Genomic DNA, 22,833 nt, shown 5'->3' with positions numbered 1-22,833 from the left:
CTCGAATTATATCAGCGATTCTTCGAATATATCGACTTATCGACAAATCATGACATAAAAAGGAAACACCATTACACACCGGTGTTTCCTTTTTCTTTGTACCAATTATATATACGAAGTGAATCTTTTTTTCTCATATGCTTTACTTCATAACCCCGCCCCGCTACCGCTACAAGAGTTGTACATAATTCATCCTTTCTTTGAAAATACGATTGATTATAACCTACTGCTTGAACATGTCTTCTTCGCATTATTCCTGTATATTTCGAAAAATCACGATATACAACCGTTAGTTGATTTTCTCTTAATTCATAACCGCCGCTTTTATATCTAGCATACGCAAGTAACGAAAATACGATAAATAACGGTAAAATAACAAACAATGCAATATATTGTTTTAAATATATACTAACGCTGGCAATTAGAACTGTTAGTATGATACTTATTAACCAGCCCATAATGAAATAACGACGCAACGCTGTTTTTGGTAAGTGAACGATCTCCGCTTCAATTTCATAAGGTAACTCTAAATATGTGAGCAGTTGCCGTACATCTTTTTTCTTCATAAACGGATGCAGCATCACTTCATTACTTGCTGCTCCAATACTGTGAATTGCTTCCACTTCAACAGCGCAATAACCAAATGGCTGGCGAAGCATACCTTCTTTTACAGTAATCGCTTGAATTCGGTGCAATTTTAAGACAAACTCTTTCTTTTCAAATAAACCTTGAACGATACGAATTTCTTCCCCTTTTCGCTCAATTTTAAAGTTTGCATATTTCAACACATATCCAGCCGTGGAAATAATCCATGAAATTGCCATTAAAATTAATGCTATTACAATTAGTTTATAAACACCGTTTCCCATCACATACGCTTCTACTTTACTTGTGAATCCTTCAGGAAGAATAAAATCAAACTTTGTGTAAAGAAGTACTAGTCCAGAAAACACTAGTCCGAACCGACCAGAGGTAATCGCTGCTGCTAAAACCTCTTTCGCTGTTAACTGATAAACCGTCTTGCTTTCTTCCTCTTCTATTTCTTCTTTTACAGTAGTTTCTTTCTTATGTAATAAAGCGATTAAATGTTTTGCCTCGTCTTCTTTAATACCAGCCAACATCACTTCTGGTTCACTACCACCACCCGCTACTTCTATATTTAACTTCATAAGTCCAAGCATCTGATAAATAACGTTAGAAGACGTACTAACATTTTGCACACGTTCTTTATTTAAATAACTTTCCTTCTTTACAAAAACACCGTGCTTTATATGTAGAATATTATTCTCAATCCAGTACACTTTAAAATACCATTTAATTGCTGAAAAAATAGCCATGATGAATAAAACAACCAGAAGAAAAAGATAAAATAAATACCAAGGTTCCACTTGTTCATCAGGTTTAAATAAAACAAGAATAATAAGTGGCAACAAACTCGCAACCCTAATACCTAACAATATTGTAATCGGATGTTGCCTCTTATACATCCTCATCACTCACTTTCGCAAGTTCTCCAATTTGTCTTTTCAGCTGTTCTGCTTCTTCTTTCGTTAAACCTGGGATACTATGAGAAGTTGCGGCTGTTGAAATATGTAATTCTGCTAAATTATACTTTCTCATGATTGGCCCTTGCTCAATCGTTACGTGCTGCACACGGATCATCGGAATAAGTACGCGTTTTACAACGAACATTCCCTTTTGAATCTCAATCTCTTCTTCATTTAATCTGTAACTATAATAGCGCTGACGTAAATTTGGAAACACAAAATAATCAAGTGGAATAAATATAATGGCTCCTGTTACTAATAGTCCAAACAACCAGCCCCACCAGTTAAAATTAATCATAAAAAAGAAATACGCAATTACGACTGTTAGTATAACTGCCGCCCCAATTAAAGCGTGAATTCGCCACACTTTCAGCATATTAGAATGAATCTCTCTTTCTAACGGCTGCATCTCATCACTCCAATTCTATGAATTTATTACTTATATATTATCAAAAAATATGAATCAAAAGCATATTAAAGAAACACATACCTCAGTTTTGAAAATTATATATTATAAATATGAATTATTTTGAACTAAAATAAACCTTACATAATTCATGCAAGGTTTATCGTTTTATGCACAATATATTTCATTATTGTTGAGATATACTAGCATCGCTTTCAATTTGATTTTCTTTTTGGCTCAGTTTTTTATCTTTAGATTTTTTTAATGTTAAAGTCATGCCAATAAAAATAAAAAGAATTCCTGTTATTTGCATTAAAGTTGGACGGAATCCAGTAAGTACAGTATCTAATAATATTGCCACTGCCGGATCTAAAAAAACTAATATTGAGATTGTTTTTGTAGATAAATAACGTAGACTATCAAAAAACAGATAATATACTATCCCTGTGTGAATAAAACCAGTAGCTATAATATATGTCCAATTACTTTGAGTGAGGCCACTAAAAGCATCTAAATCTATAAATGGTATTAAAAGAAATATCCCCAAGAATGTTTGTAAAAATGTCATTGCATACGCACTCATTTTGTTAATCCCTTTACCAAATAAAGTTGTAAATGCATAAAAGAGAGCTGCAAGAAATCCCCATATCATACCTGAAGACATTAATGAGCCGACAGAGAAGCTTCCATCGATACCAGCAATTAATAAAGCTCCTGCAAAACACACAACTATTGAAATGATAGATATTAATGTTAATTTTTCTTTAAAGACGATACTTCCAATTAACAGTACAATTACTGGTGCAAGATGATAAACTGAGATAGCAATTGTAACTGACATATTTTCAAAGGCTTTAAATAAGAAAACCCAATTAAATACTAAGAAAAAGCCACATATTAAAACTTGAATAACTTCTTTTCGTTCCCATTTATCTTGTTTATATTGCCCTGTAAGCAACCAGCATACACTTAAAAATATTGTCGCAAAAATACACCTTACAAACACTAATTCAAACGAAGGTAAGTTTGTTTGAACCGAAAAAAATCCAACTGATCCAAAGATAACCATTGACGCTATCATCTTTAAGGCCGGTACCGTTTTCTCTTGCTTAAAACTTTTTTGAAGCAAATTAATCCCCCTCCAATAAAAACTCGGTTTATAGTGAGAAAAACACCAGCCTAAAAAAGGACAGGTGCTTTTCCTCAAAAACACTCAATTATAAATTTTTCCCAGCAGTCCAACCACCATCAATTACAAAATTAGAACCAGTAATAAAGCGGGCCTGATCAGAAATCAAGTACTCAATACATGAAACAATATCCTGCGGCAACCCCCAAGTATCTAAAGATTGATTACTTTTTATCATAGACATCAAGGCTTTATTACTAAAGTATTCTTCTGTAAGTTCGGTTCTAATAACACCAGGAGAAATGCTATTTACCCTTATATTTTGCTTCCCAAATTCCATAGCCATCTGTTTAGTCAATCCGATTAAAGCATGCTTTGATGCAACATAAGCAGCTCGCTCTGGTTCAGCCATTAATCCAGAAACCGATGCTATATTCACAATACAACCTTTTATTTTCGATTCACACCATCGCTTCGCTACTTCCCTAGAAAGGATAAATGGGGCTACTAAATTTACATCAATTACTTTTTTAAACATATCATCGGATAAATGTAAAACAGGTGTTATCTCTCGAATACCAGCTGCATTTATTAATATATCAGGAGAAAGCTTTTCTAAATCTAATTGAGTAAAAAGATTATGAATCGCTTCGCTATTACTTAAATCAATTTGCACTACTTTCAAAGGCATATCTGTTTTCATATAATCTATTAAATTATTATTATTAATATCAAGCGCTATTACATGAAATGATTTTTCTAAAAAGTATTTTATACAAGCATAACCTATACCGCTATTGGCTCCAGAAATCATAATTATTTTATTCTCTCTCATTTTGTCTCCTTATAAGAAAATGTTACTAATAAAATATCGCGAAAAGCCTCCGTACTACATTCTGTTCCAAGTGGCGTTACGGCATGGAAGACCTTTTGTCCAAATACTAAAGTTTCTAAAGGCTCCTTCAAACTTATAAACTGATTAATTTCCCGAGGAGAATTAGCTATTAAATTATCTCCGCCAATAGCTGTATTACTTAAATTCATAAGGTGTAAAAACACTACTGGTTCATCATCTTTATGTAACCAAATAGGTGAACTAAAAGATGGTCTTTCTTTAGTAGCTTTATATCTTACTTGATGTAAACCTATAATTAAGTCTTTACTTGTATCTATTATATTTGTTTTAAATGCAAATTCAGTATCGAAACGCACGATATTTTGAATTAAAGGATTACATAAAAAGCTATCATTTATGCTATTGAACTGTCTAACTTTCCCGCCATCGTCATAGTTATATTCTTTAGATTGGAAGTAATCATTACTATTATCTAAAATATAATCTGGTGAATCAACATACTTTATATACCTTGAATAAGATCTAGCACGGCATTCACCGTACGCATCATCTTCCAAATTATAATAATCTAACTGTGCTTGTGTTAATAAACGATGATTCTCTTCCTCTTGTAAAAAGATTTCATTTGAGATTTCAAGGAATCCTTTAGATTCAAATTCATGTACCTTTTCTTCTATGCTAAAGCCACTCATTTTACTAAGAACAAACGTCATTATAAAAACCTCCACACTATTGTATTTTTCTATCTCACCCTATGTTAGAAATGCAATAAGTAACCGAGATTCTTGCTTAATAAAATTTAAAATTATGATATTCAATTAATACACCAAATGAAATATACGTAATTCATTAAAATTATTTATTAAGCAATATTATATATCCTTTCGGGTATTTTTTCTAATTATCTGAAGATTTATCAACATTAGTCTTAATATTCAAAAATAAAGAAATAGATTTTTCAGAAAGATAAAACTGCGTGTATTGCAATTATTTATGTATATAACTTTTTTAAAAATTATATTTGAAATATAGCTAGTTTTTTATAAATTTTTTGATATAATTACATACGGGAAAAGGGAAGAATTTTGTCTTCCCTTGTGTTTTTATTTGCATCTAGTACTTTTGCTAGATGCTTTTTTTTATGCTAAAAAAGGTATCCTCAAATACTTTGAGGATACCTTTTCCATCAATTTAGTGCAGTTCAATAATTGTACCATCTTCGAATACTTTGAATACTCCAGTAAATCCTGGTCCAGCTGCGCCTTCTATTTTATATGTCGTACGCACTCTAATTTGATAATATTTCTTTCCATTCTCTACTTGCGTATTCTCTAGCGTGTAATCATAGTCTTCTTTATATTCATTTTTAATATATTCTTTAGCTTTCTCAAAAGTAAATGCATTTTGTTTTTTTTCTGCCTCTACCTTCTGATTCTTTTCTGTCTCAGTTTTTTGGTTCTTTTCAGTCTCTACCTTTTGATTTTTTTCTGTCTCTGCTTTTTGATTCTTTTCTGTTGCTACCTTTTGATTTTTTTCTGCCTCAGTTTTTTGAGTCTTTTCTGTTGCTACCTTTTGATTCGTTACTACATTTGTTTTTTGTGCCTTCGCTACTTCACTCTTTGCAGCTTTTTCTTCTTCATTCATTTTAGTAACTAATTCTACCGCTTTTTTATTATACTCTTCAAGATTCTTATTACCTTTTGTTTCTACAACTAGCTTATTTAATATCTCTTTCGCTTCTGCATAATTTTTCTTACTTATTAACTCTTCACTTTTCGTCAGTTGCTCGCTATACTTCTTTTTTTGCTCTAAGATGGCTAGTAATGCTGTTCGTTCTTCCTTTGCTTGTTTTACAAGCGTAGCATTTCCATTCTTCATGTTCTCTACTTTTTCAAATGACTTGATTGATTTTTCTACCTTTGTTTCTTCTTTTAACTTCACTGCTTCAATCATTACTTTTGTTTGTTCTACAAGCACCTTTGCATCTGAATCGTCTTTTTTCTCATCTAACGCTTTTTCAAATGATGATAAGGCATTTTTATATTCTTTATTCGTTAACGCGGTCTTTCCTTCATCCATTGCTTTGTCAAAATTCCCATTACTACATCCAGCTAACATTAAAAATGTAAGTCCAATTACCATTAATAACTTTTTCATTTTTTCTCCTCCTATATATCCCTAAAACAATAACAGCATATGTATAAAAGTCTGTGTAGTAATTAGACTGAAAGTAAAGATGTACTGTGTGTGGGAAAGGAAGTACATTTCATTTACTATCATTACTTAAAACTCCTAAATAGTTGGTAGTTGGTTTTCTTCTTTTAAAGACAGAAAGGAATTTTAATAATGTGCGTAAAGCTCTCACCAGGCCCTTTACTACACACACTCTTATACACATAGAAAAACTATTTTTAGGTTGCTATTTTTTTAACTTTACATATTCTCGGTTGTTTTGCTACGAATCTCATTTCGTAACATACCGAAAAACAAAAGAAAACAAACCGTAATGTAAGTTACAGTTTGTAACTTTTCTGTAACATAAATGTAACATAAGGTTTTTAAATATACAATAGTTTTTTTACATTATTTTCCCCTATCTACATTTTAAGGTGCTACTACAGTGCTAAAACGATTTTCATCTCCCACCTGCTATTGGACTATCATCCTTTGAGTACTTTAGGAAATAGACTTCTTTCCTAAAGTACTCAAATTAATTACAAAGATAACTCTTTTTTCATCCAAACATTAAGAAGGCCTTTAATCTTTTACTTTCACATTAAATATATATAGCTAACTTTTTTGATATAGCCACATTAAGAAAATAGGGCAAACTTTGTATTCCTTTTTGTTTTTATTTGTATCGAGTTCTTTTGCTAAATACCTTTTTTATGTCAAATAAAAAAGGTATCCTCAAATACTTTGAGGATACCTTTTCACCTTTATTATCTCTGCTGTTTTCTACCTAATACGAGTAATCCAAAACTCATCATTACAAGAAGTGCTCCCATATATGGTTCCACAGGCATTTTCTGCCCTGTCTTCGGTAATTCTTTTTCAGGTTTTTCTGGATTTTGTGTTCCAGGTTTCTCTGGATCTGGTGTTCCAGGATTTTCTGAATTCGGGGTTCCAGGTTTCTCTGAATTTGGGGTTCCAGGATTTTCTGGATTCGGTGTTCCAGGATTTTCTGGATTCGGTGTTCCAGGATTTTCTGGATCTGGTATTCCAGGATTTTCTGGATCCGGTGTTCCAGGATTTTCTGAATCTGGTGTTTCTGGACCTGGTGGTGCTAAATGATTCAATTTGTTTAATACTTCTAATTGAACTGCATTTATCATTCCATTTGTAATTTCAAATGGAATTGGATTAGTTAATTTTTCATATCCTTTTGGTGCTTCTACTTCTACTAGTGTGTAGTTACCTACAGATAGATCTGCGATTTTTGCCTTTCCATCTTTATCTGTTGTTACTTTCACTACTACTTTTCCCTTTTCATCATGAACTTCAAACACAGCTCCTGATAAGACTTCCTTGCTTTCAGCAGCCATTTTTGTAATCTCCACTGAACCTTTGTCTAACTGTTCATTCTCTACTTTCAATGATAAGACTTTCGTCATACCTTTTTTGATTTCGAATGAAACTGGCTTTTCTAGTGGTTTGTAGCCTGCTGGTGTTTCTACTTCTACTAACTCATACTTTCCAATAGATAAATCTGAAACGTCTGCTTTTCCTTCTTTATCCGTTGTTACTTTCGCAACTACTTTGCCTTTTGAGTCACGTACTTCAAATACAACATTTTCTAATGGTGCTTTACTGTCTTTATCTATTTTTGTGATTTCTACATTCCCCGTATCTACCATTTCATTTTCTACAGTGAACGCTAAAGATTTTGTCATACCTTTTGTAATTTCAAATAGTACAGGCTTTTCTAATTTTTTGTAGCCTGGTAAACTCTCTACTTCTACTAGCTTGTACTTTCCTACTGATAAATCTGCAACTATTGCTTTTCCAGCTTTATCTGTCGTTACTTTCGTTACTACTTTGCCTTTGTCGTCTTGTACTTCAAAGACTACACCTGCTAACGGTGCCTTATTATCTTTATCTATTTTTGTAATTTCTACATTTCCCGTATCTACCATTTCATTTTCTATTTTTAATGATAGAACTTCTGTCATACCCTTTTTAATTTCAAACAATACTGGTTCTGTTAATTTTTTGTAGCCTGGTAAGCTTTCTTTCTCTACTAATTTGTACTTTCCTACAGATAAGTCTGAGATTTTTGCTTTACCATTTTTATCTGTTTTTACTTCCGTTACTACTTTACCTTGTTCGTCCTGTACTTCGAAAACTACGCCTTCTAATACTTTTTGACTATCTTTATCTACTTTTGTAATTTCTACTGAACCTTTGTCTAACTGTTCATTCTCTACTTTTAATGATAGAACTTCTGTCATACCCTTTTTAATTTCGAATGATACTGGTTCTGTTAATTGTTTGTAGCCTGGTAAGCTTTCTTTCTCTACTAATTTGTACTTTCCTACAGATAAGTCTGAGATTTTTGCTTTACCATTTTTATCTGTTTTTACTTCCGTTACTACTTTACCTTGTTCGTCTTGTACTTCGAAGACTACGCCTTCTAATACTTTTTGACTATCTTTATCTACTTTTGTGATTTCTACTGAGCCTTTGTCTACTAGTTCATTCTCTACTTTTAGTGATAAGACTTCTGTCATACCTTTTTTGATTTCGAATGATACTGGTTTCGCTAGTTTTTTATATCCTGGTAAGCTTTCTACCTCTACTAGCTTATATTTTCCTACTGATAAATCTGAAATTGTTGTTTTTCCTTCTTTATCTGTTGTTACTTTCGTTACTACTTTATCTTTTTCATCTTGCACTTCGAATGTTACGCCCGCTAATACTGCGCCACTTTCTTTGTCCACTTTTGTAATCTCTACTGAACCTTTGTCTAACTGTTCGTTCTCTACTTTCAATGATAAAACTTTCGTCATACCTTTTTTAATTTCAAACGATACTGGTTCTGTTAATTGTTTGTAGCCTGGTAAGCTTTCTTTTTCTACTAATTTATACTTTCCTACTGATAAATCTGAAATTGTTGCTTTTCCTTCTTTATCTGTCGTTACTTCTGTTACTACTTTGCCTTGTTCGTCTTGTACTTCGAAGACTACACCTGCTAATACTTTTTGACTATCTTTATCTACTTTTGTGATTTCTACATTTCCCTTGTCTAACATTTCATTTTCTACTGTTAAAGCAAGAGATTTTGTCATGCCTTTTTCAATTTGGAAAGTAATCGGATCTACTAATTGTTTATATCCTTTTGGTGCTTTTACTTCTACTAACTTGTATGTGCCAACTGATAAATTAGTAGCTTGTGCTTGTCCTTTTTTATCTGTCGTTATTTTAGCGACTACTTGTCCTGCTTCATCTTGAATTTCAAAGACTGCATCAGCTAAAGCATCTTTCGTTTCTTTGTCTACTTTTGTAATTTCTACATTTCCTGTATCCACTAATTCATTTTCTACTGTTAGCTTTAGCGCTGTTACTCTACCCTTTTCAATTTCGAATGAAATTGGCTTTTCTAGTGGTTTGTATCCTGCCGGTGTTTCTACTTCTACCAACTCATACTTCCCGGTAGATAAATCTGAAACGTTTGCTTTTCCTTCTTTATCCGTTTTTACTTTCGCAACTACTTTTCCTTTTAAATCACGTACTTCAAATACAACATTTTCTAATGGAGCTTTACTATCTTTATCTATTTTTGTTATCTCTACATTCCCTGTATCCACCATTTCATTTTCTACTTTTAATGATAGGACTTCGGTCATGCCTTTTTTTATTTCAAATGATATTGGTTTTTCTAACTTTTTATAACCAGGTAAACTTTCTACCTCTACTAATTCATACTTTCCTACAGGTAAATCTGAAACATTTGCTTTTCCATCTTTATCTGTCGTTACTTTTGTAACTTCATTACCCTTTTCATCTTGGACGATGAATGTTACTCCCGCTAACGGTGCTTTATTATCTTTATCTATCTTTGTAATTTCTATATTTCCCGTATCTACCATTTCATTTTCTATTTTTAATGATAGAACTTCGGTCATGCCTTTTTTTATTTCAAATGATACTGGATCTGTTAGTTTCTTATAGCCTGGTAAACTTTCTTTCTCTACTAATTTGTACTTTCCTACTGATAGATCTGAGATTTTTGCTTTACCATCTTTATCTGTTTTTACTTCCTTTACTACTGTTCCAGCTTCATCTTGCACTTCAAAGACTACGCCTTTTAATACTTTTTTGCTGTCTTTATCTACTTTTGTAATTTCTACTGAACCTTTATCTAACTGTTCATTTTCTACTTTCAACGATAGGACCGTTGTCATACCTTTTGTAATTTCGAATGATACTGAATCTGTTAGCTTTTTGTAGCCTGGTAAACTTTTCGTCTCTACTAATTTGTACTTCCCTACTGATAAATCAGAGATTTTTGCTTTACCATCTTTATCTGTTTTTACTTCTGTTACTACTTTGCCTTGCTCATCTTGCACTTCGAAGACTACGCCTTCTAATACTTTTTGACTATCTTTATCTATTTTTGTAATTTCTACTGAGCCTTTGTCTAACTGCTCATTTTCTACTTTTATTGCTAAAGCTTTTGTCATACCTTTTTTTATTTCAAATGGTACTGGTTCTGTTAGCTTTTTATAACCCGGTAAGCTTTTCGTCTCTACTAATTTGTACTTTCCTACTGATAAATCTGAAACGTTTGCTTTTCCATCTTTATCTGTTACTACTTTTCTTACTACTCCATCTTTCTCATCTTGGACTTCAAATTCGACACTCGCTAATACTGCCCCGTTTTCTTTGTCCACTTTTGTAATTTCTATATTACCTTTGTCTATCATTGCATTTTCCACTTGTATTGGAAATATGCCGTCCCCTGTTACATTTACTTCGAACTCTATTTCTTTTAATTGGTAGCCTTCAGGCGCTTTCGTTTCTTTTAAAATATATTTTCCTAGTGCTAACGGTTTAGAAGTTGCCTTACCATCTTTATCTGTAACAATATGTTCGACTACTACACTGTCTTTTACTATATCAAACTCTGCATTTGCTAATGGTTTTTCACCATTTTCCGAATCAATTTTCTTTACTTCAATTTGACCCTTTTGCATAGTATTTTTAATTTCAATTGTTTTTGTTTCTCCAGCTTGAAGTGTAACCTCTACTGGGCTTGTTAATTTTTGATATCCTTCTGGTGCTACTGTTTCATAAACTTTATACGTCCCAGGAGCTAAAGTTTGAGGTACTGAAAAACCTTTTTCGTCCGTTTTCAGTTTTGCAACAACTTCATTTGCACTATTTCGAACTTCAAATTCGGCACCTTTTAACCCTTTGTTCGGATTCTCAGAATCTATTTTATGAATCGATACTGTACCATCTTTTGGAGCTTCAGGCGGCGTAATAGTTACTTCTTTTGATGTTAATGTTTTATCATCAAAATGTAATTCCGCTTTATTAGGAATCTTCTTATCTACGTAAGAAGATAAGTCTGCATCATTTTTAATTTTCGCCTTGATACTGAGATTAATTATCTGGTCTTCATATGACTTATAGTCAAAATTCTCACCAAACGTAAATGTTACTTCACTTCTTTGTTTATCTATATTTAACGTTCCTTTAGATGTAATATCTTGGCCATTTTGATCATACACTTTTGCCTCTAATACTTCTAAAACATCTTCTAAATCATCACTAATTACCATTGATGTGTATTTAAGAGGATCTTTTGGTATATGTGTACCAACTTGGTATTGAATAACTTGATCCATTTGCGTTAGATGCTCATTCTCTACAAGCTTGCCATTCTCATCAACTATATTTTTTTCAATACTAGGTGGATTATCGTCACCTGAACCGGATCCTCCCCCACCACTTACAAATACTTGTCCTACTTTTTCTTCAGTTACAATATTTTTACCTTCTAATTTCACAGTATTTTTATGAGGCTTTGCAGCAGGATTTGTAACCTTTGTTTTATATCTTAAAATATAGCCTTTTGAACTGTCTGGAAATTCAATTGTAAATCCAGTCTTTGTTGCATTAATTTTAATGTTAGATAAATCTGCTGGCTTAATATTTGTTGGTGCATAACCATCTTCAAATACAGCCTCTTCTAATACTACGCTGTCTGTAATTAACTCATGCCCAGGTCCTAATGTATCTGTTAATTTAAGATCTTGCATTTCTGTTCCAGTTGCATTTACATATACAAGCCAATCAGCAATTGAAGGATCTTCTTGATTATAAGAACCCCATTTCAATAAATTTTCCGTATTGGGCTGTGGCTTCGGTCTCTCTGTCGTATTATTTACACTTACTTCTTTATTGACGATTTGACCATCAACGTTAAATTCTAATGGAATTTCTTTAACACCATCATATGCTTCTAGACCAAAGTAGAATTCTACGAATAAAGAACCTTTAATGTTATTCTTTCCTTCTACGTAATCACCCATAGTACATGTTAATAAACCCTTTTTCATCTCACATGTACCAACTGTTTTTCCTTCAGCATCTTTTAAGGGAAAACTCATATTCATAAGGTCTTTTCGAAACTCTTTTGGCATATCAATTGTGAACTGATCTCCACTTTTTATTTTTTCTTTAGCTGACCACTTCACTTCTACTTTCATTCCATCTGAGGCTTGATACGGTTCAGATGTCGTGCCATCAGTACGGGAAATATTAATTTCGTCCACTGGACTTTTCATCACAGCAGCTTGAATAACTGGAGCCCATACATTCAGCACTGAAAATAATACTAGAAAAACTAATGAAACCATTGAAATGTGCCTTTTAGTACTTTTCATTTGCATAGTTCCCTCCTAAATTTTTATATTTATATAACAAAAAAAGATCGTCCGGTTGCATCAAAAATGTGCAACCAGACGATCTTAGTAACCAATATGTATTACCGTAGACTCTAAGCTTTGCGGCCTATCCTTTCGAATAGTGTGCTAAAAATATCTTTTATTCTTTTTTTGTTTCATTTTCCTCTTAAACCAAATATTACTATACCGTCTGGACGGTTATAATTCAATACTCTATAAAATTGTTCTATTTTTCTAATAAAAAAAACAATTCACCACTACATTAAAGAAGCAATGGTGAATTATTTTAAAATTATATAGTTCGTATATTCTATTTATATGAATTACTAATAAGAGCTTGAATCACTTTTTCTCTTAACTCTGGCCTTAGTCTTCCAACCCCTAAATATTCCGAATACCATAATCCATCTGCTGCTAATCTAATAATTGTTGCACACACTGAATCTATCTCATCATTTTCTATATTCTTTTGCAGTTGCTGAAATGATTGTTGTAACGGCTCAAGTAATTCAGGTTTTAACATGAGTGCTGCCATCATACTGCTAGACAACTCTTCTGTTCTTCTCTCATTACTTAATCTTTCCTCTACAAAAGAGCGAACCCATCTCCCTTTCCTCTCTGAGTCTTCCGCTACTTTATTGTAAATGGCCCCTTCATAATCCTCTACCCCTCTGACTATCATACCTTCTATTAAAGCTTCTTTATTTGAAAAGTGATACAATAATCCACCTTTACTTAAACCCGCCTCTTTTGCCACTGCTTCTAAGGTTAATTTAGCAACCCCTTTACATTGTACAATTTGAGAAGCAGCTGCTAAAATCTTTTGCCGCGTTATGCTTATACTCATTCCTTTTTAAAACCCCATTTCTACTAAATTTATATAAATACGAATCTTATTTTTAATATTGTTGATTACTACTAAGTATTTTCTTTATACAACAAAAGCTGCATTACCTTTGAATTTTTAGTTACTTATTCTATTAAAAATTTCCATATCATTCAATATGATAACATTAAATACACAAAGTTGACTATACATCTATACTTTTGTATTTATTGAAAATATATCCATTAATAAAATTTACCGATTTAGTCTTTCTTATTACTTTAAGACGGCAGTAATTCTTTCAGCACTAAATAAAAAATGTTATTACCCCCATTGAATTGAGTAATAACATTTTACTTAACAAATTCGCTGCCAACTAGCATCCTTCACTAGTCGGTTTTCTAACTGATCCAATAAAACATTCCTCGCAAGCACCATATGCAATAAAATTTTTCTGTGCTTGCCTTAACGAGACTTCATTTGCCCCACCTTCATAGTCATGATTTTCAAATTGAACCGGATCATCTTCCCAATAACATATATTACAAATTTCATATGTACCTGGTGGTTCTTCTTCTAATGTTTTACCCCGCATTAACGGGCAGTAAAACTCCCACCTCAAAATTCAGCTAGAACAAAGGAGTTAGGCGGGGGCGGGCTGCCCATAAATGCCCGATTGGTGAGAACTAATAATTAGTAGGGAATGAACAAAATCCCCACTGATTAAAGTTTCACTTTATATCCGCAAAATAGATAAGTATATTTCATTTCTGTTACTCCTTTTATTTTTCCTAAAAAGAATTATACCTATTTATTAGACGAATTCCTCAAAAAAGAAAACCACCTATCCCCTAAAGAATATAGGGAACAGGTGGTTTATATGTTTTATTAGAAAGTAGTGCTCACTTTTTTATAATATTCTTTTGAAATCTCTTCATAAAATGCTGCCGATGTCGAGTAGAAATAAGGTACTAACCATAAGAAACCAATTCCTACAGTAAGAATACTTAAAATGAACCACCCTAAGAAACTTAAGCATAGTAAAAAGTAATCCATTTTATGTCCATTCATCATATGACGACTCTCAGTAATCGCTTGATTCGCTGTATATTCTGGATGATCATTCAAAATAAAATATGTCATAGAATAAGAAAATGATTTAATAATACCTGGGATAATAAGAAGTAATGTCCATAGAGTCAAGTATACATACATTAGTAAATATGTTAAAAACGACTTCATCAACTTACTTCCATCGCTAAACCATCTAAATATATGACCAATGCTAGCATCAGTCCCACGAATTGCATTTAAAACAAGATAATAGGCACCTATTGTTAATGGACCTATAACAAGCATTACAATAATACTTACTGTAAATGAATCACTTGCTTCTTCCCAACCCCAAAATATCGAGAAAATACCTGTTGTTAGCATTTCAACAACGCCAATAAGGATTCCAATTAATAAGGTTGCCCCTACCGCTAATCCCCATCTTCCTTTTAATGCATCAAGTGCTTCTCTTTTCAACTGACTTATCATATATAACCTCCTAATACTATTTCCATTTTATTATACCATTTATATCAAAAATCCCACATATTTTCCTAAAACAGAAGCATATTACCTTTTTTCATACGTATTGGTACATGTGTGCTGTAGTTGTACTGATATATGGATTAAACCACTCTTTTCCCTATAACCAGAGAAAGCTTGCCCTTCATAATAGGCAAGCTCTCTCTGGTTATTTCTCATTTATTTTCTTCTTATACCAATCCTGCATTCTCTCCGCATCTTCTACTCTCGTATGCTCTATTTTGTAACTAGATGATGCACTCGAAAACTTATACGTACATAAATCCGCACGGCGCTGGAAATATGATTGTGTCTTCTCCATTGATTGGACGTGTCTTCTTCTAATAAGTCCTGTATATTTTCCGACGCTACGATAGACAAGTGTAATTTGTTCTCCGTTAACACTGTAACCATTTGTTTTAAATGTTGCGTAGCCAAGTGTAAAGATAAGGATTGCGAGCGGTAGTAATGCCCACATGATGTAATACTTTTCAAAGTATATGCTTATTCCAGTAAGCGGGATTGCGAGCATAGCGAAAAAGATTAAACTATCAATGAGATAGCGGCGTAATGCTGCTTTTGGTAATGAAATAATATTTGTATCCAGTTCGTATGGTAGTTGTAAATGCGCCAGTAACTGTTGTACTCGATCTTTTCGAATGATTGGATGCAGTGTAACTTTTTCTTTTTCATCATCCGTTCCCTTACTTTGAATCACTTCTACTTGCACAGCACAATAGCCGAATGGCTGACGTAAAATACTTTCTTTTATGGTAATACCTTGAATACGGTGCAATTTTAGTACGAGTTCTTTTTTCTCAAGTAATCCTTGCGAAATGCGGACTTCATCATTTCTTCGATTCACTGTGAAATCTCCATGTTTTAGCGCATAACCGATTGTAGATATAATCCACGAAAGGACGAGCAAAATAGCTACCATGAAAATCCAGCCATATATATCATACTCCATTACATATGACTTTACGCTATTCTCTATCCATTTCGGAATGTACTCCTGTACTTGGTGATACACGAAAAAGATTAACGAGAATAATAGTCCAAACTGCCCCGATGTAACAGAGGCTAGTAAAATTTCTTTCCAAGTCAATTTATATTCTGTCGTTTGTTTTTCTTCTGTAACGATTTCTTTTTCTACTTCATGTTCCGTTTTTTCACCTAGCGTTCCTTCTGCTTTCACTTCTGGAGTTGGCTCATTTAGCAAAGCAATAAGCTCAGTTGCCTCTTCTACTGTAATACCGGCTAAGCTAACCTCCGCATCATCGCCCCCACCAGCTGTTTCAATTTGGATTTTCTTTAAGCCAAGCATTTGATATAACACGTTAGAGCTTGTATTGATTGTTTGAACACGTTCTTTATTTAAGTAGCTCTCCTTTTTCACAAAGAGACCTTGCTTCACATGTAATACGTTATTTTCAACCCAGTATGTTGTGTAATACCATTTTTCAAACGCTGAAAAGACAGTGAGTAAACCAAATGCAGCGGGAATTAAGTACCAAAACGGGAATTTTCCATTTAAGCTAAACATGAAAATAAAGAGTGGTATAAAATCTCTTATTTTTAATTCCAATAACATCGTGATTGGATGCTGCCTCTTATACATCCTCATCACTCACTTTCGCTAATTCTGCGATTTTTGTTTTCAACATTTCTGCTTCATACATCGTTAAGCCTGGGATGCTGTGAGAAGTTGCCGCTGTAGAAATATGTAATTCTGCTAAGTCATATTTTCTCATAATCGGTCCTTGTTCAATTGTCACGTGCTGCACACGAATCATCGGTACTAATACGCGCTTTACGACGAAAAGACCGTGCTGAATTTCAAGCTCTTCTTCATTTAATTGATAACTGTAATAACGTTGACGTAGTTTCGGGAATAAGAAGTACGAAAATGGTGCGAACACAACTGTTAGCCCAATCATCACATACAAAATCCATGCCCACCAATCAAACTTTATCATGAGGAAAAGGTAAGCTAAAATGACGAGAATACCGATCCCTTCTTCAATTACAGCACGAACTTTCCACACCTTGACCATGTCAGGGTGAATTTCATTTTTCAATGGCTCCATGTAACCACTCCAAATCTAGTAATCTAATATATGAATACTCTTAATCTATATTTTACGTAACTTTACAGAAAATTGAAATTCAATCTTCTTTCTTCTCAGGAATAAAATATCCGAACCAAAGTAGCCAAATGAAACCGATTAACTTCATCCAATTTCCATCCGTTTGAAAAGCTTCAATCATACCTGCTATTTTATAAACCCCAATAAATCCAAGAAAACCGAGCCACCAGTTTTTTTGCATTTTCATTTTTACTCCTCCTTCATTACGTTTTTCACATTTCGAATCCAAATTTCTTTATACTTTAACTGGAATCCCATGAGCATATAGTTGCTCATATTATCGATCACGAGTGCTAGCGTATGAGCATTTTCTTCCGTTTCATGTTGTGACACAACGCCCAGTCTCGCGCCTTTCTTCAATAAATCGTGGAAACCATGTAAGAAATCCTCTTGTATTTCAAATAAACGTTTCTGGTACTTTTCATTTCGCGATGCAGTTACGATAAATTCATTGATAACGCGTAGTATTCCTTCTTGCCCTTCATACTCAGAGAGCATATGTAAACCATCTGCGATTAGCTTTTCTGCAAAGTTTTCTTTCGTATACTGCTCTTCATCGAAGTAATTTGCGAAATGATAATCAGAAAAAATCTCTTCAAATAAAAAATCAACTAACGCTTCTTTAGAAGAAAAATGATAGTAAATAGCCGGTTTTGAAATACCTACCTCTTTCGCAATCATGGAAAGACTCATCTTCTCAATGCCGTGTTCTGCCATAAGTTTAAATGATGCCTCTACAATGTTCTGCGATGTTTGTAAATTCTTCGTCATACTGTACCTCACTTATTTTTACTTACCGGTCGGTAAGTAAATTATAAAACAAAACGAAATGATTTTCAATTTAATTAGTACTACATAAGGTATTTATAGGAAAATACCTAAAATTATAAAGTAAAAGCAATATATAACAATAAAGAGGATATCGTATGGGACTTGGTGGTAATGGGGTAGTGGGGGTAATGGCGGCGGTGAAGCGGGACAAGCTGGTAAGAGCGGATTTTCATTAATCATTGTACTTTTTATGGTATTGATTATAGTTGGAGTTAACTATATCGGACTTGGCTTCTAAGAAAAGGCGTCCCACATTACACATGTAGGACGCCTTCTTTTTAATCCCTATTCAGCAATCGCATACGATAACAATTCATCGTCACTTCTCCAAGTCTTTGCAGCAATTGATAGTTCGCATATGCGCCGACTGGGGCACCGATTACTGGTACGAGCTGAAGCATTTTCGCTAAATCAATATAGTCTCGGTACTCTGTTTGGAACTTTTCCCAGTCCATATGATTTTCTTTTTCTGTATCCCACGTTTCAATTGCTTTCCATATTTCTTTTCTATGATCATCACTTGAAAAGGCGAGTTGGAAAACGTGAAGGATAAAAAGACGTTCTTCTTGTTTACTCGTATCAAATCCGTACAACGTTGCTGCATCGAATAAAAATTTAATTTTAATTGTAAGTAAAAGCGGAAAGTCAGCAAGACCGAGGAGAATACCGCCAGCCCCCGTCCCTGCTCCTTCTGCCGCTGCTATTTTTTTGTACTCATCCATTTTTTTACGCACTTCATCGTCACGTCTTTGCAGTGACCATGTCGTCTCTTTTAGCTTCGGCTTTATAAAGTTTGACCCGGCGCTGATCGTTTGCACCATCATACGAATCGTCTCTGTTAGTACCTTTTGTACTTTCGCCGGAATGAGCTGTTGCACTTTCGTCTGCACTTTTTTGGAGAACCGTGTCATCATAGAAGAATCTTTCATGAATGTAGCTTTCCACTGCTCCAATTCTTTTATAACCTTCTCTTCGTATGTAATCATAGGTTCATTCCTTTCAATTTAAACGCTCAATGCGCTTCGCCCCGTATTGGTAAACGAAACCGATACTAAATAATATGCTTAGGGTAAGTAAAATTCCTGTCATCATGAAATCTTTCGTTGCTAGTGCAAATATAACTGTAAAGATTACGCTCCCGATGATTAGAATCGCATTTAATAAAGTAAGAAAATCTTTCTTCTTTTCATCTACCTTTACTGGATACAAATCAAGCCAAATTTTCATACGGTGATGTTTCCATAAAGTTAATAGCTGATAACCGATTAAGTATAGGAAAATAAAACTTACGATAAATCGCCCGTATAAAAATGGAATGAAGTACAAAATAACTCCTCCAAGAGCGAGCAGACGCACATATAATCCAAAATAGTTACCTGATCTTAAAAACGTTCTCGTATATAAGTATAAATATGTACGCTTTTCGCCGATTATCGAAAGAATGAAATCAAGCCATTTTCGGCGAGATACTCTTTCTTTTAATGCTGGTACATCAACGAACATATTCGCAATGCGGTACAGCAACATCATCTTCTTACCTTCTTCAGAAATTAAATACTCCCAGTTTAGCGGCTTTCCCTTTACCATTTGATGCATGATAGCAAGGTATAACACCATGAGAAGGACGATTCCACCAATGAAAAGAACTGAAGTACGTTCTACAAGGAAATATACAAATAAACCGTTTAGGATAAAACGAACAAACCAATCAGCCCTTTGTATATTTTGATCTGTTAAAAATGACTTTTCCCACGCTACAAATAAATTCCACGCTTTTACAATGACAAATGCGAGTACGATCCATATGTAGCCAGCTCCTGTTTGCTTCATTTGTTGGAAGTATAACGGAGCAAGCGCAGCTGCTACGATTGCGATTATGTATAACTGAATCATAAATGTAAAAAGAAATGCCTTTGTGAAGTAAGGTTTTAACTTTTCTTCAACTGGCAGTAAGTAAACGAGATCCGCTTCTTTTAATAATGTTTGAATGGATCCAGCCGTTAACACGAGTCCAATTAATACTGCCATTACGAGCGCAGTTGGAAACGAAGTTGTTAACGTTTGTAACCATTGCTGGTAATAATACGCTCCCGCACCGATGATGAACACGAAAATAAATTTCAAATGATCATTAAATACGTATTTACTATATGTACGAACTTCTTTTAGAAAGTGACGAAATCGTTCTTTCCATAACGCTGTGCTATTCATAATCTTCTTCCTTTGTTAGCGCGATGTAAATATCATCTAACGTTGCACCTGGCATATGAAACTGTGATTGCAGTTCAGATAACGTTCCCTTCGCCCTTACTTCACCTTGATGCAAAATAATGAACGAATCACAGTAACGCTCTGCCGTCGCTAAAATATGTGTACTCATTAAAATACCCGCGCCACTCTTTTTCATTTGGTCCATCATTTGAAGAAGCGATTGAATCGCTAACGGATCTAATCCAACGAAAGGTTCGTCTACTATGTAAAGAGATGGCTCCACTAAAAATGCGCTCATAATCATTACTTTTTGTTTCATCCCTTTTGAGAAATGAGATGGAAACCATTTTAAACGATTTTTCATACGAAACTCTTGTAGTAGTTGTCCTACACGTTCTTCATATTGTTTTTCATCAACACCATACGCCATAGCTGTTAATTTCAAATGCTCTTCTAACGTTAATTCATCATATAATACCGGCGTTTCTGGAATGAATGAAAAGCTGGAACGGTACGCTGTCATATCATCACGAATTGTTTTCCCATTAATTGTGACAGTTCCTTTTTTCGGTTCCATTAAACCGATAATATGTTTAATCGTCGTACTTTTACCAGCTCCATTTAAACCGATTAAGCCGACAAGTTCGCCTTTATTAACAGAGAACGAAACGTCTTTTAATACAGGTCGTTTCGTATATCCTCCTGTAACATTTTCTACACGCAATAACTCGCTCATACGACACCACTTTCTTCATTAGTATTCATTCTATATTCATCTTACCAAAAATTATGCCGTACTACATAGTATCCATGTACTCAAAAAAATTTTTAAAATTTATTAGCATATATTTTTCCGAAAGCGGACATCATAATTATTGAAGAAGGAACACATTGAAAAAGCAACCACCAATTGATGAGTACAACAACATAGTGAAGTCATCATGAAATGGGGTGTCCAAGTTGGACAATGAAATTTACACATAACCAGATCATTTGTTTCATTTTCGAAACGGGGTGTCTCTGAAAGAGCATATACTGTTTTAAAAAATAAACAATTTCATTTTAAAAAAGATTGCAATTCATTTCACTTGAAAATGGGGTGTCTACGGCAGAAACTTTAGCCGATTTACCGTGCATTTCTTAAATAAATGAGGTGTCTGCGAAACGTAAATTACGATAATGCTTTTTCAATCCCTCTTCAGAAAACAGGAAGCTGAGTCAGCTTCCTGTTTTTCGTGTTTGTTCTCTTATGTAATTATGGTAAAATACGGCTAAGGATATTTGAAAGGATGAGATCAATGAATCATACAGCAGACAATTGTATTTTTTGTAAAATCATTGACGGGCAAATCCCTTGCTCAAAAGTATACGAAGATGAACATGTGCTTGCATTTTTAGATATTAGTCAAGTAACAAAAGGACATACTCTTGTTATTCCGAAAGTTCACAAACAAGACATTTTTGCGTTAACGCCAGAAATCGCATCACACATTTTTTCTGTCGTTCCAAAAATCGCAAATGCGATTAAAGCAGAGTTTAATCCAGTTGGCTTTAACCTACTTAACAATAACGGTGAAAAAGCTGGACAAACTGTGTTCCACTTCCACCTTCATTTAATTCCACGCTACGGTGAAAAAGATGGTTTCGGTGCTGTTTGGAAATCACATCAAAATGAATACACTATGGAAAATTTACAAAACATCGCAAGTACAATTGCAAATAGTGTGAAATAATGACACTATAAGAAGGCGTAATACATAACAAGCCACTTCCCTGAAGTCATCAAATTCCGCATGGCTTGTTTCTTCACTTAAAATGCTCAGGGATGATTGTTTGTGCATAGCACAGATAAGAAAGATATGCATATTTTTTCCATCATGAATACGAACAAAAAATAAGGAGGTCTCCTTTTATGTCAAAAGCTAAATCCTTTATTACAGGTGTTATTTGCGGCGGAGCAGTTGCTGGACTAGCTGTTCTTTTCTCAACTCCTTCTTCTGGTAAAGACATGCGCGGCAAGTTAAAAGAAAAAGGAAATGATATTAAAAAGACTTTAGCTGATATTACAGCTGATACGAAATTATTAAAACGTCAAATCGTTGAAACTGCTTCAGAAGGTAAAGAAGTGTTTCAAGAATTAAAAGACGATATGCACGATACACTTTCTAACTGGAAGCAAGATATTTCTCAAAACAAGCGCCATATTGAGAAAGAAATTTTGGACATCCAAAAGTCAATTGAGAAACTACAAGAAGCTGTTCCAGAAAAAGCGTAAACAAATTCCTGCTTAGTTTTTTGCATATAACAAATATTTTTTATATAAATTGACCTTGACACGGCATATCGTATAGATATGCCGTGTTTTTATGCATTTACAATATATGTTA

18 protein-coding genes, 2 pseudogenes and 1 riboswitch are annotated in these 22,833 nt (G+C 33.8%); of the genes and pseudogenes, 3 read left to right on the top strand and 17 right to left on the bottom strand.

Features of this window, described 5'->3' with window-relative positions; all coding sequences use genetic code 11:
• Positions 1–71 precede the first annotated feature (71 nt).
• The 14 genes and pseudogenes from ACTFRH_RS01905 to ACTFRH_RS01840 form a co-directional block, all read right to left on the bottom strand.
• Positions 72–1,487, bottom strand: coding sequence for a PH domain-containing protein (locus ACTFRH_RS01905; protein ID WP_000278146.1), 1,416 nt, complete (start codon positions 1,485–1,487; stop codon positions 72–74).
• On the bottom strand, positions 1,480–1,956 hold the full coding sequence (locus tag ACTFRH_RS01900) for a PH domain-containing protein (protein WP_001182719.1): 477 nt from the start codon (positions 1,954–1,956) through the stop codon (positions 1,480–1,482). Before ACTFRH_RS01900 ends, ACTFRH_RS01905 begins: the two co-directional genes overlap by 8 nt.
• A 184-nt stretch (positions 1,957–2,140) precedes the next feature.
• Complete coding sequence (locus tag ACTFRH_RS01895; RefSeq protein ID WP_000939631.1) at positions 2,141–3,082, bottom strand: DMT family transporter; 942 nt, start codon at positions 3,080–3,082, stop codon at positions 2,141–2,143.
• A gap of 88 nt (positions 3,083–3,170) precedes the next feature.
• Positions 3,171–3,917: an SDR family NAD(P)-dependent oxidoreductase gene (locus tag ACTFRH_RS01890; RefSeq protein ID WP_001208950.1), complete on the bottom strand. Its 747-nt coding sequence runs from the start codon at positions 3,915–3,917 to the stop codon at positions 3,171–3,173.
• Entirely contained in the window at positions 3,914–4,651 is a 738-nt protein-coding gene (locus ACTFRH_RS01885) for a 2OG-Fe dioxygenase family protein (protein WP_000144819.1), read from the bottom strand. The genes ACTFRH_RS01890 and ACTFRH_RS01885 overlap by 4 nt, the downstream gene beginning before the upstream one ends.
• A gap of 478 nt (positions 4,652–5,129) precedes the next feature.
• On the bottom strand, positions 5,130–6,095 hold the full coding sequence (locus ACTFRH_RS01880) for a hypothetical protein (RefSeq protein ID WP_000735176.1): 966 nt from the start codon (positions 6,093–6,095) through the stop codon (positions 5,130–5,132).
• 785 nt (positions 6,096–6,880) lie between these two features.
• On the bottom strand, positions 6,881–12,838 hold the full coding sequence (locus tag ACTFRH_RS01875; RefSeq protein ID WP_440048793.1) for a SpaA isopeptide-forming pilin-related protein: 5,958 nt from the start codon (positions 12,836–12,838) through the stop codon (positions 6,881–6,883).
• 60 nt (positions 12,839–12,898) lie between these two features.
• Positions 12,899–12,991, bottom strand: a riboswitch (cyclic di-GMP riboswitch).
• 172 nt (positions 12,992–13,163) lie between these two features.
• The gene (locus tag ACTFRH_RS01870; protein WP_000028009.1) at positions 13,164–13,700 is read right to left on the bottom strand and encodes a TetR/AcrR family transcriptional regulator; all 537 of its coding nucleotides are present in this window, start codon (positions 13,698–13,700) and stop codon (positions 13,164–13,166) included.
• A 336-nt stretch (positions 13,701–14,036) separates the two neighbouring features.
• Positions 14,037–14,274: pseudogene (locus tag ACTFRH_RS01865) on the bottom strand (CPCC family cysteine-rich protein).
• 293 nt (positions 14,275–14,567) lie between these two features.
• Positions 14,568–15,221, bottom strand: coding sequence for a DUF975 family protein (locus tag ACTFRH_RS01860; protein WP_000625406.1), 654 nt, complete (start codon positions 15,219–15,221; stop codon positions 14,568–14,570).
• 202 nt (positions 15,222–15,423) lie between these two features.
• Positions 15,424–16,875: a PH domain-containing protein gene (locus tag ACTFRH_RS01855; protein WP_000278177.1), complete on the bottom strand. Its 1,452-nt coding sequence runs from the start codon at positions 16,873–16,875 to the stop codon at positions 15,424–15,426.
• Entirely contained in the window at positions 16,868–17,344 is a 477-nt protein-coding gene (locus ACTFRH_RS01850) for a PH domain-containing protein (RefSeq protein WP_000433536.1), read from the bottom strand. Before ACTFRH_RS01850 ends, ACTFRH_RS01855 begins: the two co-directional genes overlap by 8 nt.
• A gap of 79 nt (positions 17,345–17,423) precedes the next feature.
• Positions 17,424–17,591, bottom strand: a complete 168-nt coding sequence (locus tag ACTFRH_RS01845; RefSeq protein WP_000783811.1) for a hypothetical protein — start codon at positions 17,589–17,591, stop codon at positions 17,424–17,426.
• A 2-nt stretch (positions 17,592–17,593) separates the two neighbouring features.
• The gene (locus ACTFRH_RS01840; RefSeq protein WP_000164833.1) at positions 17,594–18,175 is read right to left on the bottom strand and encodes a TetR/AcrR family transcriptional regulator; all 582 of its coding nucleotides are present in this window, start codon (positions 18,173–18,175) and stop codon (positions 17,594–17,596) included.
• Between the two features lie 155 nt (positions 18,176–18,330).
• On the opposite strand from ACTFRH_RS01840, the pseudogene ACTFRH_RS01835 reads away from it, so the two are divergent.
• Positions 18,331–18,473 (top strand): annotated as a pseudogene (locus ACTFRH_RS01835) (YjcZ family sporulation protein).
• A gap of 40 nt (positions 18,474–18,513) precedes the next feature.
• Here the strand turns inward: ACTFRH_RS01835 and ecsC are convergent.
• Genes ecsC through ecsA form a run of 3 tightly spaced genes read right to left on the bottom strand, consistent with a single transcriptional unit; the run spans position 18,514 to position 21,182 of the window.
• Complete coding sequence (gene ecsC / locus ACTFRH_RS01830) at positions 18,514–19,221, bottom strand: ecs operon protein EcsC (protein WP_000634142.1); 708 nt, start codon at positions 19,219–19,221, stop codon at positions 18,514–18,516.
• A gap of 13 nt (positions 19,222–19,234) precedes the next feature.
• Entirely contained in the window at positions 19,235–20,446 is a 1,212-nt protein-coding gene (gene ecsB, locus ACTFRH_RS01825) for an ABC transporter permease EcsB (RefSeq protein WP_440048794.1), read from the bottom strand.
• Positions 20,439–21,182: an ABC transporter ATP-binding protein EcsA gene (ecsA, locus tag ACTFRH_RS01820; RefSeq protein ID WP_001292602.1), complete on the bottom strand. Its 744-nt coding sequence runs from the start codon at positions 21,180–21,182 to the stop codon at positions 20,439–20,441. Before ecsA ends, ecsB begins: the two co-directional genes overlap by 8 nt.
• 562 nt (positions 21,183–21,744) lie before the next feature.
• Here ecsA and ACTFRH_RS01815 point away from each other — a divergent pair.
• Entirely contained in the window at positions 21,745–22,179 is a 435-nt protein-coding gene (locus ACTFRH_RS01815; protein ID WP_001016835.1) for an HIT family protein, read from the top strand.
• Positions 22,180–22,358: 179 nt separating this feature from the next.
• A complete protein-coding gene (locus tag ACTFRH_RS01810) occupies positions 22,359–22,721 on the top strand; it encodes a YtxH domain-containing protein (protein WP_000030300.1) in 363 nt (120 codons plus the stop codon).
• Positions 22,722–22,833 lie beyond the last annotated feature (112 nt).

The organism is Bacillus cereus group sp. MYBK216-1 (assembly GCF_051916495.1).
GTDB classification, from domain to species: Bacteria; Bacillota; Bacilli; order Bacillales; family Bacillaceae_G; genus Bacillus_A; species Bacillus_A thuringiensis_K.
Note: the sequence above shows the minus strand (reverse complement) of the source record. Positions and strands in the feature narration are given on the sequence as shown.